This is a genomic window from Sphaerisporangium album (genome assembly GCF_003323745.1).
In the GTDB taxonomy this organism is placed as follows: Bacteria; Actinomycetota; Actinomycetes; order Streptosporangiales; family Streptosporangiaceae; genus Sphaerisporangium; species Sphaerisporangium album.
In genome coordinates this window covers 53,119-67,103 of record NZ_QOIL01000035.1, presented here as the reverse complement: position 1 = coordinate 67,103, position 13,985 = coordinate 53,119, and the positions used below count along the sequence as shown (strand labels likewise).

11 protein-coding genes are annotated in these 13,985 nt (G+C 65.1%); 4 read left to right on the top strand and 7 right to left on the bottom strand.

Annotation, left to right across the window (positions count from 1 at the left end; translation table 11 throughout):
- The first annotated feature begins 385 nt into the window (after window positions 1-385).
- Both DQ384_RS40725 and DQ384_RS38720 read left to right on the top strand, forming a co-directional pair.
- Entirely contained in the window at window positions 386-964 is a 579-nt protein-coding gene (locus tag DQ384_RS40725; protein ID WP_147269072.1) for a hypothetical protein, read from the top strand.
- Window positions 895-1,773 carry a hypothetical protein gene (locus DQ384_RS38720; protein WP_220183375.1) on the top strand — a complete coding sequence of 293 codons (879 nt, stop codon included), beginning with the start codon at window positions 895-897 and terminating at the stop codon, window positions 1,771-1,773. Before DQ384_RS40725 ends, DQ384_RS38720 begins: the two co-directional genes overlap by 70 nt.
- An 896-nt stretch (window positions 1,774-2,669) precedes the next feature.
- On the opposite strand, the gene DQ384_RS38715 is transcribed toward DQ384_RS38720, so the two are convergent.
- From DQ384_RS38715 to DQ384_RS38700, 4 genes are all read right to left on the bottom strand, one after another.
- Window positions 2,670-5,477, bottom strand: a complete 2,808-nt coding sequence (locus DQ384_RS38715) for a DEAD/DEAH box helicase (RefSeq protein ID WP_181871669.1) — start codon at window positions 5,475-5,477, stop codon at window positions 2,670-2,672.
- A gap of 375 nt (window positions 5,478-5,852) precedes the next feature.
- Window positions 5,853-6,653, bottom strand: coding sequence for an endonuclease/exonuclease/phosphatase family protein (locus DQ384_RS38710; RefSeq protein ID WP_114033863.1), 801 nt, complete (start codon window positions 6,651-6,653; stop codon window positions 5,853-5,855).
- Complete coding sequence (locus tag DQ384_RS38705; protein WP_181871668.1) at window positions 6,647-7,120, bottom strand: HAD family hydrolase; 474 nt, start codon at window positions 7,118-7,120, stop codon at window positions 6,647-6,649. The genes DQ384_RS38710 and DQ384_RS38705 overlap by 7 nt, the downstream gene beginning before the upstream one ends.
- A 204-nt stretch (window positions 7,121-7,324) precedes the next feature.
- Complete coding sequence (locus DQ384_RS38700; protein ID WP_114033861.1) at window positions 7,325-8,146, bottom strand: endonuclease/exonuclease/phosphatase family protein; 822 nt, start codon at window positions 8,144-8,146, stop codon at window positions 7,325-7,327.
- Window positions 8,147-8,498: 352 nt separating this feature from the next.
- Between DQ384_RS38700 and DQ384_RS41925 the strand changes: the two genes are divergently transcribed.
- Entirely contained in the window at window positions 8,499-8,666 is a 168-nt protein-coding gene (locus DQ384_RS41925) for a hypothetical protein (RefSeq protein ID WP_181871667.1), read from the top strand.
- Window positions 8,667-9,262: 596 nt separating this feature from the next.
- Here DQ384_RS41925 and DQ384_RS38695 read toward each other — a convergent pair.
- From DQ384_RS38695 to DQ384_RS38685, 3 genes are all read right to left on the bottom strand, one after another.
- A complete protein-coding gene (locus tag DQ384_RS38695; RefSeq protein ID WP_147269069.1) occupies window positions 9,263-9,850 on the bottom strand; it encodes a CPBP family glutamic-type intramembrane protease in 588 nt (195 codons plus the stop codon).
- Between the two features lie 1,134 nt (window positions 9,851-10,984).
- The gene (locus DQ384_RS40720; RefSeq protein WP_147269068.1) at window positions 10,985-11,785 is read right to left on the bottom strand and encodes a protein kinase family protein; all 801 of its coding nucleotides are present in this window, start codon (window positions 11,783-11,785) and stop codon (window positions 10,985-10,987) included.
- A gap of 122 nt (window positions 11,786-11,907) precedes the next feature.
- Window positions 11,908-12,774 (bottom strand): SAM-dependent methyltransferase, encoded by an 867-nt coding sequence (locus tag DQ384_RS38685; protein WP_114033870.1) that lies wholly within the window; start codon window positions 12,772-12,774, stop codon window positions 11,908-11,910.
- A 649-nt stretch (window positions 12,775-13,423) separates the two neighbouring features.
- On the opposite strand from DQ384_RS38685, the gene DQ384_RS38680 reads away from it, so the two are divergent.
- Entirely contained in the window at window positions 13,424-13,885 is a 462-nt protein-coding gene (locus DQ384_RS38680) for an aldo/keto reductase (protein ID WP_181871666.1), read from the top strand.
- Window positions 13,886-13,985: the final 100 nt, after the last annotated feature.

The window sequence follows — 13,985 nt, the reverse complement described above, 5'->3', positions numbered from 1 at the left end:
TCGAGGTCGACGTCGCCGCCGAGCACGGCAGGTGGCGCCACCCGGTCCGATACCTGCGTCCCAGACTCGATCTCACCGCAGCTGACCTGCCACTCGCGCTGGACCTCGACAGCGGGTGACATGCCCGGGGCCTATGAACCTGGCGTCGGATCGACGGTGGCTTTGAGCAGCGTTTTTCCCGGCCGGGGGTACAAGTACCTCATGGGCGACGTGGGCGGCGTCCGGTGGCAGGAGATCGTGGACCGAGCCCGGCGTATTTGGGTGTCCCGGTGCTGGCGGTGCTGGGTTTCGGCAGCCAGTCCTACGTCGACGTGGTCCGGCGCCGTACCCAGGCCGACCCACGCAAGCCCGTGCTGCTGTACGCCTTTCTCCTGAGCTTTCCCGAGTGTCGTGTGACATCGCCCGCCGCGCGGGCGTCGACCGCACCTTCCTCTACCGTCACCGCAACCTGCTGGACCAGGTCCACGCTCAGGCCGCCGAGCCCCACACCGTCCCGGCGGCCGCAGGCCCGCCGTCAGCCGGGCCTCCCTGCAAGCCGACCTGCTCGCCGCCAACGCCCGCACAGCCCGCCCTCGCCGCCCACGTCAGGCGCCTCGAAGCAAGGCTCAGCAAGGTCCTGGGCGAGCAGGTCTGGCGCGAGTCCGGCATCGGCGCCCTCCAGGACACCGAACAGTGCAAGGCGCGGCTCACCACACTCGACCAGCAGGTGGTAAACCTGGAACTAAGGAGCCAGGACCGCGACGACGACCTCGCCGCCGCCCACGCCGCCAACCTCGAAGCTGATGGCCCAGATCAACCGCCGACGCGACGCACCCACGGACGAGAAGTAAAGCAGCCTCTTGAGCAAAGGACGCCATGGCGGACTCTGGAGGAGGGACGGGAGGCGAAGGTGCGATGCCGAACAAACGGCCCCGCGGGCCGCAGCCTTACTGGCGGCCCAAGCGGAGAACACTCCGGGTGCTGACAGCGGTCGACGGCGTCCTCGACCGCTACCGGGATCATCTTCCCGTCTCCCTCCGCCAGCTGTTCTACGTGATCCTGAGCGACGGCGTGGTGGACAAGACGGAGGGCGACTACAAGCGGCTGTGCGAGTACGTCGGCATGGCCCGCCGCTCGGGCCGGATCGCCTGGGACGTGATCCGCGACGACACCCAGATCGCGGTGCAGGGCCCGCCCTCCTTCATCGACCCGGAAGACTTCTGGACCACCGTGGCGATGGCGGCCGATGACTACCGCGTCGACCGGCAGGTGGGCCAGCCCGTCCGGCTGGAGCTGTGGTGCGAGACCGCGGGCATGGTCCCCCAGCTCGTACGGATCGGCGAGGAGTTCGGCATCTCCTGCTTCTCCGGCGGTGGCTTCGACGGTCTGGCCAGCAAACACGATGCGGCCGCACGGGCGGCGTCAGGAGGCCCTAAAACCCTCATCCTTCACCTTGGCGACTACGATCCCAGTGGTGAACATCTGTTCAATTCACTCGCCGAGGACGTCATCGCGTTCGCGGAAGCGGCGGGCGCTGAGGTGGAGTTCGAGCGGGTCGCCGTCACCGCCGACCAGGTCCTGACCTACCAGCTGCCGACCGCCCCGCCCAAGATCACCGACCGACGGTCCTTTTCTGGCACCGCCACCACCCAAGCCGAAGCCCTGCCCCCGGACATCCTGGCCACGATCGTACGCGAGGCCATCGAGGCCCACCGCGATCCGGAGGTTCATCGGCAGGCACTTGCCCGTGAACAAGCCGAGCGCCGCGCGATCCGCGACCGGCTGGCTTTGTAGGGTCACGGCCAGGCGTCGCCCGGGGTTGTGGCGGTTTGATGGCCGGCTCTCCCATGCCCGGACCCCGCTGGCCGAGGAAGGGCAGCGGATGGGCTCGCCCATGCGAGGGGCTGTCGGCTGTCTTCGCAGCCCTTCTCGAGCTGCGCGCGGGTTGTTATGGGTCAGCAACAACCCAGCGCCTTTACATTGTAGATTTATGGCGGACGCCTGACCAATGCCGACCTGCGACGCGGACCGATGGAGCCCTACCGGTGCCACGCTCCCCCGCTGAGCGACCGGTGGTCACCAAGGCCAGCCATGGATCGCCTGCACCGTGTGGTCATCCACGGCGACTCCACCGTCCCGAGGCCGGTGCTGCCTGGCACACCCCACCGCGCAATCCTCGTCGACCGGGCCGACGCCGCTACTGCGCCTGGTGGCGGCAGAACTACGGCGGCGAGGTCTGCGAGGCTGACCCCGGCCGCCGGAGTCAGCGCTCGTACCACGGCGGTCACCAGCGCGCCGATGGTCAAGATGATCAGCACAGCGAACGGGATCTGCCATCTGAACCTGCAGCGTTTGCTCACGCGGCTATCGTCGCCATTTGCGCGCTATTCGAAAGCGGTTACCCCACGAATCGTGACCTCTCGGTTGTCCCGTCGAGAGATCGGGCGGTTGCACAGCGGGCCCGACGGGCCCATAGGGCGCCACACGCCGGAACAGATGCATCACCTGCGACGACGCCCTGCGTGCAATCGAGCTGCTACTTCGCGTGGCTGACGACTAGGCGTGAAGTGAGCGGCCGGGCGTACGCTTGCCGGCGCCTCTCATCAGAACGGAAGCCCCTCCCGCGTGTGAGGATGACGGGAGGGGCCAAGTGCTCCCTGCTTGCATTTCCGATTACTGTTTTAGTGCTGTCATGCGTTAATCGATAAGGCTCCTTTCTTCAGGGGGAGCCTCAGCTTCCTGTGGGAAGCGAGGGCTTGATCGGCAGGCTCGCCTGGAACTGCGTCTGCCGTCTCCGATTCGAGAGGAGTGGGACGAGTCATCGGATACCTCGGCGTGGCCCAGATAATGCCAACGGCATCTAGGTCGGCGATTTGCTGCGCCGTGAGACCGCCGTCGCGGCCCAATTTGCGATACTTGACAAGCCAGGGACATAACGCTAAACCGTCTGATGATCGATAGTTCCTGCTGACGGTGAGGTGCCCGTGCTTTTCAAAGTGTTCGCGGCACGCGCTCAGGCCACGCTCCCAATATTCGTCCCAGATCATGCCCAGACTATTAAGCGTCTCGATCTGCTCGTCCGTAAGGTGGCCGGTGCGCCGATTTGCGCGCTGTCCTGCTACCCATCTGTCCAGCCTTAGATTATCCGGCGATCGGTAGCGAGGAGGGATGCGAAGGTGGCCGTTTGCCTCGTAGAACGTGCGGCAGGCGTTCACGCCGCGCTCCCAGGAGTTCTCCCAGACCATGCCCAGCTTGCTGAGGGTCTCGATCTGCTCGCCGGTGAGGCGGCCGTCACGCTTGTCCTTGCGCCTGTTCATGACCCATTGGCCCAGTCCAAATCCATCCGGCGTCATCTGTTTAACAGGCATGCGCAGGTGGCCGTTTGCTTTGTAGAAGGCGCGGCAGGCATTGACCCCACGCTCCCAGGAGTTCTCCCAGACCATGCCCAGCTCGTTGAGTGCCGTGGACTGTGCGTCGGTAAGGCGGCCCTCACGCCTGTGCCTGCGCTGCTTTGTCAGCCATGCGTCGAGCTTCATACCGTCTGACGCCCGGTATCCCTCGGGTACTCGAAGGTTCCCATTCGCGTTGTAGTACTCCTGGCAGGCGTTCAATCCGCGGTCCCAGCCGGACGGAGGCCTTACCTCCTTACGGAACCCGATCTTCTGCAATTCGGCTATCTCTTCCGCCGACAGCGATCCGTTCTTCCAGACACGCCGCAGTGCCCGGACTTGAGATCCGAGTCTCACGCCGTCCACGACACAGGCTTCAGGGACGTCGCAGTGTCCGTTCTTCTCCGTGAATTGCCTCAACATCGCGAACAAGCGCGCCCTGTGTTCCTGGTTGGGTGACCACACCATGCCGATCTCGTCCAGCGCTTTCACCCGCTGGGCGGACATATGCCAACGCCGACGTGCCGCGCGCATGTTCTTCACCCACGCGCCCAGGCGCACCCCGCTTGGGGCGACATAGTCGGGGTGTACCAGCAGATGCTTGTTCTGTTCGTAGTAGCCGCGCGCCGCGGCCAGGCCGATCTCCCAGGATGAGGAGACGGCCTCAACGGTCCGTACGGTGATCGCCTCACCGAAGTCGCTGCCTATGTCGGTGCCGATCACGTGCAGCCATGCGGGCGGCCGCTGCGATGCCTCCTGCTGTTCGGATGACCCGTTGATGAGGTCGCTGCGCGTGGAGTCGAGCCAGTCCGTCACACGCTCGTCATGCGCGCGCAGGGCGCGAAGGACCTGCCATACCGGCTGGAAGGCCGAGCCCTCCAGCGCGGCTTGGGGGGTTTCGCCGTCGGAGAGGATGATCGGCACGATGATCGTGCCGGTCTTCCCGGGGTTCTTGCCCAGACGGACCACGCGGCCGATGGCCTGCACGATGTCGACCGTGCTGCTGCGCGTATCCGCGAACATGATCGCGTCGAGTTCTGGAACATCGACGCCCAGCCCCAGGACTCGGGCATTCGCCACGACCATGGTCGTGTCCCCGGGGTGGACAAGCTGCTCCAGCACTCGGTGACGGGTGTCCAGGGACATCGCCCCGGACACGAAAGCCGCCTGGACCGCCGCCGGCCGGTCGTCCTCTGGCAGCAGGCGGGCCACATCCGGGAGGGTGGTGGCGAACTTCACCGCTCCCGCGACCCGGCTATGGTAGGTGATCACCCGGCTGAGCCTGTATCGGCGAGCCGCCTTGAGCAGCGCGATCTGACCGGCGACCATTTCCGCCGGCACGCTTTTGGACCCGATGGCGAGGACCCGATCCCCGCGCAGGACCTGGCGCACCTCGTCGGTATGAACGAGAGGGACCACCACCTGATAGTCGGCCAGCAGACCTTTGTGCATCGCCTGCCCAAAGGGAAGCCGGTACACCTCGCGGCCGAAAATCTGCGGGTTGTCCATGCTGACGGCGTCGTCATCGTCGACGTCCATGATCCGCGGAGTAGCGGTGAGAAAAGCACGCCGCGAACCCGGGATCGCATCGTCCCGGGTAACGTCAGACCATTTCTTCCCCGCGCGGCCCGCACTCAGGTGCGCCTCGTCAACGACGATCAAATCCCAGGCGGGAGCACCCCGGGTGTGCGCTTCGGCTATCACGCCCTGGCTCTGGAAGGTGCAGAACACCGTCATGTGGTGCCAGCGTGACATCATGTCCGCCAGCACCACCGGATCAGTCGTGATTCCGGCCGTCAACGACCCGAGGCTGGCGTTGATGCGCGTGGTGTGGACCATCACCCCGGGGTCCGAGCACACCGCGACGATCATTCCCGTCTCCGCGCCCAGATGCGCCACATAAGCCCGCGCGGTCTGCGCGAGCAGCTCCAGGGTGGGCACCAGGACCAGCGCCCGGCGCGTTCCGATCCGCCGGGAGACCTCGGCGCCGATCCGGGTTTTGCCGGTGCCGCACGCCAAGACGGCCAACGCCCGGCCGCCTGGTGCGATCTCGTTGAGTACCGCATCGACCGCGTCCTGCTGGTGCGGCCACAACGTCGTGGTGTTCATTTCGCCTTTCTGCGCCGACCCGCTGCCAGGCAGCGCTTTATTCGTCTTCGTCGTTTTATGGGCAAACCAGAGGCGGTGGCCCCGTAAGGTATTGGGCCCCTTCGGGGCCACCGCGATCCGGCAGGGCTCAGTCGACGGCGGTGGATGAGCCGCGCAGCCGGGCCCGCCCCTTGACCCGAACATCAGGGCGGTTGAAGACGTGACGACGTGCGACGTGGGGAATTCGACCACGTCGTGACGCAGTCTGTCAGCGCATGGATCGCCAGTGCGATGCCCAGCGCTGAGCCGCCTCGGCGAGCTTGTAGGTCCATGGGTCAGGTTTGGCGTGGGCGGCCGCGGCCAGATGGGGGAGGCGGTCAGTAGTGTGCCGGGTGATCATCTACCAATAGCCCTGGCCTCTCCCAGATCGAGGTGGGCGGTTATCAGGTGATGATCGGAGTCGTTTTGTTCGACCATTAGGTAGTCGGTGATGGCCGGTTCCAGTGGTTTTGAGACGTATATCCGGTCGCAGCGGATGGGAGTCGAATCCTGCCCGAACCCCGCGGTGGGGGCGCGCAGGCCCGGAATGTTCCGCTGGTCGGATAGGAAACCGGCGACGTCCACGAATCCGGCCTGTTGCAGCGAGCGAGCGGCGGCCCGGTCGTCGGGGCCGTGCCTCACCTGCTTGTATCCCGGCAGTGCTCGCCAGTCCACGGCGGGGTCACCCAGGCCAGGGTCATTGAAGTCACCGCCCAGCACCGCCCAGCCTTTCGCCAGATCACTGCTGGCACGCGCCTCCTCCTCCCGGATGGCCGGGTTGAAGGGCGCGAAGTGCGCAGAGGCGATTATCAGCGGGCGGTCGAGTCCTGCCATGCGGCATTCGACTCGCGCTTGGGCATGCCAGAACGGCGGGTGCCGTTCATGACGTTCCCGCAACACCTCCAAGCGGCGGCCAGGGCGGATGAGCACCACCAGGTGGCAGTCATGTCGGTCGGCCCGGGCCACATACCCGCGCATGTCCAGCGTTCGCTCGGCCAGGTGCAGGCCGTGGGCGCCATTGAGCAGCCAGTGCTTGGCCTCCTGGATCAGGATGACATCGGCCACCAGGCCGGCCAGAAGGCCGAGCTGGCGGGTCAGTCGGCCAGTGTCGCCGGCATCGATTCCGCCGTTCCGCAGGTTCCACGAGGCGATCAGCATCCGGTCTCCAAATGGTCCAGCAGTCCGGGCAATTCATGCAAAGTTGAGAGCAGCAGCGCTCCGGCGGGAAGTCGCTCGCAAGGCGCCGGCGGTTCAGATCGGAGCAGTACGGCGCGCATCCCGTATTCGATGGGCATGGCGACGTCCTTGGTGATGTTGTTTCCCACGAAAAGGATCTGACCCGGGCTATCCACGGTGGCAGCCTCTTCCACGGCCTCGTAGAACTGCGGCTGAGGTTTGGCGAACCCCAATTGATGCGACTGGATCAGTGCGGCGAAGAATCGGTCGGCGCCGGCCTGCACGAGGGCCGCACGACGATCCTGGTGCGGCAGGGTGTTACTGGCCAACACCAGCCGATAGCCACGGGAGCGAAGCAAGCTCAAGACGACGATCGCATCCGGGTCTACCGCTTTAGAGTGCCTCGGGGCCAGCGTGCCGCCGAAATCGAAGGCGATGCATCTGATCACGTGCCATCCTCCTTGTGACATCGCGGTCCGCCGGGTTCCAGCCACGCGCTCCTACGTGGCGAGAGCACACGGCCGAACGTCGGACCATCCCGCTCACCTCCTGAGCAGAGCGGGCGGCACGTCACAGCCGCCGGGCCATGCGTTCTGAAGGCCAGTCCTCGATGAGTACGCCGCCGACGCGGGGTGGGCCTGGATGTGCGGTGTTCAGGTGAAAGGTCGTATCCGCGATGTGTCGATGCGGTCGGTATCAAGCACGGTCACGATGCCCGAATGGTCGCTGGCACCGTCGGGATCCACCGGGTAGTAGTCGACGATCGCGTCCTTCAGGGCGGGGGTGACGTGGAACTGGTCGACGCGGACCAGGCCCGTTCCCGTGGCCGCCCGCAAGGACGCATCGCCCCGTAGATCGGCCAGGTGAGCGGCGACGTCGATCATCTCGGCGGCGGCCAGCTTGTCCCCGACGATCGTGTTGGCCCGCCACGGCTCCTTCGCAGAGGCACGCGGAAGGCAGCGGTTCATCCGGTTGTAGGGCTGGACCAGCTCCCAGTCAGGTTCCGGGTCACCCACCGGGCAGCAGTTCAAATCCCCGCCCAGCACGCCCAGCCCGTCATACCGGTAGGCCCGCGCGGCAAGCAGCTGCGCCTCCGCGGCAGCCGCCTCCACCGAGTAGGCCGTCAGGTGCGTGCTGATCACCACCAGCGGCACCGGCAGGCCGGGGAAGGCGAAACGGGCCGCGCCATAGCCCTGCATCAGCGTGTAGGGGTTGCTCTCGAAGGCCACCACCGGCACAGGCACATGCGCGACCACTGTATACGCCCGGGTCCGCGAGTAGCCGACCCACACCCGCATACCCAGATCCCGCTCGGCCGCGATCACCTGCCGCATGTCGTTGTCCAGCCATCCCTGGCACTCCTGGAGCAGCAGGATCGACGGCTTCTGGCCACGAATGATCTCGGCTAGGCGCGGCCACCGGCCGTCCAGGTGCGCACCATGCCGGATGTTCTGGCTCATGATCTTCAACAGCACGAAATGATGCCTTCCTAATCGCGCTTCGGTAACTCAACCGCCAGCCGCCTGGCAAGGGAGTCGGTGGCCCCGGCGGATGTCCAGGGCTGCCGGGGCCACCGCGGTCCGGCCGGGCTCAAGTCCAAGGCGGTGGACGAGCCGCGCAGCCGGACCCGCCCCCCTTGCCCCGAACAGCGGGACGTAATGATCATCGCGGCCTTAGGAGCTGGGTGCGACTCCCAGTTTGGTTAACAACGCAGACCGTCGCTGACCTGGAACACTTCCGAAGGGATCCACAGGGGTCACCGGTTATGGTCTACAGAGCGCAAGATCTCTGACACCTCGATCCCACGACTGGACTACAGGTTCAAGAGTGAGCGCACCGTCCCGATATGACCTCGAATGCTCTTGGCAGATCGCCTGCCAGCAGGCCGGCCGCGCTGGCAACATGCTGATGATCGACGTGGACATCATCGCTCCGCAGCCGACGTCGCCCAGGCACAGCATCTCCGTCAACCCGGCCAAGTTCGTCTATGCCTAACGACCGCCCCGAGCCGCCACCCGGCAGTCCGGACACCGGCACGACCGGCGCACATACGTAGTCGTAATACCATGCTTCCAGAGCGGATCACGAACGCATCTAAGAGACTCATCCATGAGCAAGCCCCACCGCTTATCCCGTAGCCCCATGACCATAAGGTCCTTGTGGTCAGGCCGCGATCGGTGGCTATCTCGTTCAGCGCGTCATTAGTGAAGGCCTGATTCACCCATACAGCCCTGAGAATGTCTATCTTCAAGCCGGAGAAGATACTCTCGGGCTCGACCGGAGACACAGCAATCGGGAGCAACCGCCCACCCGATGCCGCGACAACCTCAGCATCAAACCCCGGGTACACCGTACGAGCGCGAAGCAGCGCACTCCGACTGAAACGCAGCTCCGCTGCGATCTCCCGGAGACTCTTGCCTTGTTCCAGCCGATCCAGCACCTCACGCCTAGCGGAGTCACTGGAAAACATGTAGGTAGGGGCCACGTCAAACTCTCCGTAACATCAGCCGGGGACCTACAGGAAACATCACCGGTCCACAACCAGACAGGGCCTCACCAGCACCCGAGCCGCGAACAATCCGGGTGACGTGTCAGCGTTTGCAGAGCACCTGCTCATGCATCCACAACATCACCACCGCGACACTCCCGGCCAGGAACGCCATCACCACCACGCCCGGGAACAAAACCTGCCCCAGATCAAATCCCGCGTGCGCCACCATCAACGGCACCACCCGGCCATACCGCCGGTACAGAAAAATCATCCCCGCCGTCATAATGGCCACCGACAGCGCACCCCAGCCCAGATACAGGTGATAGACGCACCGCAGACCCGCCCCCACCAGATAGATCCCCCACACCGGCACACCCCGGCCAGCCAGCCCCCGCACCAGCAACGCCCCCGCCGCCTCCTCAACGATCCCCGCATGCACCGCCCTGACGACGAACACCCCGACACTGGTGACCCCCAACGCCTCCAACTGGGTCCGGCCACCGGCCAGCGGCGCAACCGACAGGATCACCCCCATGACCTTGCTCGCCACGAACAGAGCCCGAACCGCCGCCAGTACCAGCACCAGCCCCCGGCCCACCGCCGGACCCCGGACCCGTCTCCAGCCCATCTGCTGATGCACCAGCAACGCGACCACAGCGCACGTCGAGAGCATGAACAGCGCATACACCCACACCCCCGGAACCCGCGTGTGCAGCCAGGTCACCCCCGAACGCCGCCAGCACGACGACACCCCGGACCACCCAGCGCCCCTCGGCCTCCGACGCCCACCACAGCGCCACCGCCAGTAACGCCAGCGTCTCCAGTAGTTGCACCACCCACGAAGGCCCCGGCAGGCCCCCGCCCGCCCAGTCCACGACCGCGCGGACCGTCCCCGGCAAAACAGCACCACAAACACCACGGCATACGCAGACAGCGGATACCGAGCACGAACCGAACCAGCAGAGCCAGCCGGAGATATACCCGGCGACACGCCCATGCCGGTGTCAGCAGAAGCAGACATGAATGATTCTTTCAAGGGGGCGGCAGCGCGGATGGGAGTGGTCACCGCGCCGCCGCCCAGCTCATGGGTAACGACGCCGGGTTTCCTCCATGAGAAGCCCGGCGTCACGATCTTTAGGCGAAGGCCATTGTCAGCGCCTCAAGAACTCGGACCTGCCCGGCCAGCTCATTACCCCTATTCTGCTTAGCCGTGTGACACGGGCACGTACACTCCCTCCCCGCACAGTTGTGATGGCTGTTGTTCGCACAGAAATACTTGTCTCGCCTGTGATGACCACTTTTCCTGATCACCCTTCCTAGTACGTTAAACGGCATCGTCAGAACTCAGCTAGCCATATCCCGGCAAGGTCAGATAGCCGTGCGTTACGCGGCCGAGTCCATCCCGCTCCGCGCTAAGCGGGACGCTTGACGCGACAGCGCAGAATATGGGAATCACCACGCTGCCACACAATCTATCAGCGCGCGAAATAGCTGCCCGGTGAGACGCCCAGCGCCGGACGGCCGCGCGCCAATCATGGAAGGTCCCCTCTACGGATTCAATACACCTTTTCCTGCATGTATTGGTCTTTGAGTGGATTGAAGTAAACGGCGGGAAAGGGGGTCTCCGCTGTCGGTCGCTGGTCAACCGGAACGCGCGTGCGGTGGCTCCGCAGTTCGGCAGACCTTAGAGCCACCGCGCTGGCCGGGCTCAGCCAGGAGCATGACGAGCCACGCGGCCGGGTCCGTCCCGCTTCCCACGGAGCGGGACGGCTTGACGCGGCAGCGCATGATGTGGGGAATCACTACGCTGCCGCGCGATCTATCAGCGCTTGAGCTGCTGCCGGTGCGACGCCCAGCGCCGGGCGGCCGCGGCGAGCTGGTTCGCTCGTGGGTCAGATTTTTCATGGGCGAGCGAGGTCCAGAAGCTGACCTGCGTCGCGGAGAAGGAATCCAAGGCGTCGCGGGAGGCGGTGTCCCAGGACGGTGCGCGTGCGGCGGCGCGCTCGGCGGCGGACGGGTTGTGGCCGGCCTGGATCAGCCAGACAAGCCAGCACGCGGGGTCGATCCACGCCGCTCCCAGAGTGGGGTAGCTCCAGCCGACCAGGTGTGCCCTTTTCTCATCGATCAGGACGTGTCGGGGGTTCCAGTCCGTGTGCAGCAGATGATCTCCTGCCAGCACCTCCGGCGTCTCGGTGTGCATCGCCCATCGCTCCTCTGCCCGTCTCGCCGACGCGTCACGAGGAAGAGGAAGTCGTCCGAGCTGCCGCAGGAGATCAGTGACCATGGCCTGATCGGCGGGCCGTGAATAGTCCGCATGACGGCCATCCTGGAATGCGAAGACCAGAAGGTCCCAGTCATCGATCCGGATGCGCCATGCCAGACGTGGCGATACGGAAACGACGAACGGGTTGATGTTCCACTCGGTGGAGTGCGTCCAAACTCGCCGATGGTCGTCAGGGCGCCCTTTCACGTAGTAGTCCCCTCCGCTGGTTTTCACGTACGCGGAAACCACGCTGTTGGGCCCCCCGGGGATCGGCCGTGTTGCGATGATCAGCCCGATACGTGCTTCAACGGCAGCTTTCACCATGACCGGCAACTCGTCGAACGAGACGTTCGTAGCCATAGCGACAGACTCTCCAGATACGGCGCAGCACTGTGAAGTGGTCTCTCCTGCGGTGCCTGCTCCTGTGCTCGTTTGTGGAGGCCAGCTTGCGGCTCGGTAGGTACAACCGGACATCGACGCGCTCATGCAGGCTTCCGCCCCAGGCCACACAGGGCCGGCAGTTTGAGGTCCTTAGAGGGGAGTTCTGACTGAGGCCATCCAGGCCTCCATAGGGCCAAGGGGACCAGGCCCGGCTCTACGAGCTCCAACCCGTCGAAGAATGCTCGGATGACCGGCTCGGTGCGCAGTGAAACCGGGGAGCTGGCGTTGTCGTACGCCTTGACGCCTTGCATCAGGTCATCACGGGGTGTTGCGTGGGAGATGACGAGGCATGACCCTGGAGGCATCTCCTGCATCAGGTCTCTGATGATTTCCTGTGGCTGTTCCTCGTCTTTGATGAAATGCAGCACGAAGATCAGCAGCACGGCGATGGGCTCGTCGAAGTTCAGATGGGCTTGCAGGTCACGGCTCGAGAGGATGGTCCGCGGCTCCCGGATGTCTCCCTGCACCATGATCGTGCGCTCGTCGGTGGCCAGGAGCGCTTGGCCGTGGGCCAGCACGACATCTTCCAGATCGACGTACGCCACCCGCGCGGCCGGGTTGATGCGCTGGGCGACTTGGTGAACGTTCTCCTGTGTGGGAAAGCCCGACCCGAGATCCAGGAACTGAGCGATGCCCATCTGTCCGGCCAGGGTCGCGACGGCGCGGCGCAGGAAATGCCGGTTCACCAGAGCGAGCTGACGCGCCTCGGGGAACTTGGCGATCACTTCTTCGGCCGCGTCGCGGTCGGAGCGGTAGTTGTCCTTGCCGCCCAGGTAGTAGTCGTACATCCGCGCCACGTGTGGCGTGGTGATGTCGATCTTTGGACGACGGCCGTCGGCCCTGTTGCTTCCTGACCTCCCCTGATCCAAGGGAACCCTGACCGATGGCGGCGTCTGCTCGCCCTTCATCACGGCGCACCAGCCAATGTAATGTGCCCCATGGGTCGTAACCTCCATTGCGACCAAGGAGCCCGCCAGGTGATGCCTCGCCTCGGCGGGTTCCGCTTTTCGACCTCGACAACGTCTGATGATCATTGCGACATCTGAGGTTGGATGCGACTCCCAGTTGGGTTAACAAGGCGCAGCCAGGCTGACCTGGGACGATGTCGCCGGTGTCGTCGTCTGGTCACCGGCCGTGGTCTACATGTTCTCGTTACTGTGACATCCGACGCCTTGGAGTAGGTCCAGGATGCGGGGCCGGTGTCGTGCCAGATTTCAATGCTCGCGTTTTTCCCTGAGTGGATCGTTTTCTCTGAGATGACACCGTTCTCTGATGCGCGTCCTCGTGTAATTGCAGGATTCGGTGTTCGCGGTATTGGCAGATGCTGATTGGCTGTTCATGTGCTACTGGCGGCAGTGGGCTACTACCGGGGTCAGCGGTAACCGTTGCCCTGATGTCGCGTGATCTGCCACTGGTCTGATTGGGGCTCGCCACCCCCTCAGTATCAGGGGGATGATGTTGAGGTGCGGATATTGGTCATTGGTGGCTCGTGGTTCGTTGGCAGCGCTGTCGTGGTGGAGGCGGCACGGCGTGGATGGGAGGTCACCGTCTTCAACCGTGGCCTCAGCCGGGTGCCTGCGCCCAGGGTTCGACGTATTCGCGGGGACCGACCGGCTGGATGTGTACTTCCTGCACCACTCCAATTTCGGCGATGGTGACCGATGGTTGGGCCCGGCCGTGGAGGCGATGCGCGGCTTCCAGGGGGAAGGGCTGATCGGTGCGATCGGCATGCGCGGCCCGCACCGGTTCGCACTCGACCGTCTCGCCGTCGCGCCCGGCCAGCGCGGCGACAAGACCGCCCGATTCCGCGCGGTGTTCGAGGCCGTCGACCCTGACGTGCTCGCGGTCCGGGACAATCTGCTGTCCCCCGCGGCCAGCTCCCAAGGCATCTTCGCGTTCGCCGAGCAGCACAACGTCGGCGTGCTGATCAACAAGCCGCTCGCGCAGGGCCTGCTGACCGGCACCTACGACCCGGCCGGGATGCCCGCCTTCGGGGAGGGGGGATCACCGGCTGCGTAAGCGGTGGTTCACCCCACCCGCGATCGGGATCATCGACGAGGGACTGAAGGAGCTCCAGCAGCTGGTCGGGTGGCGCCCGGAGGATCTCATCAGGCTGGCC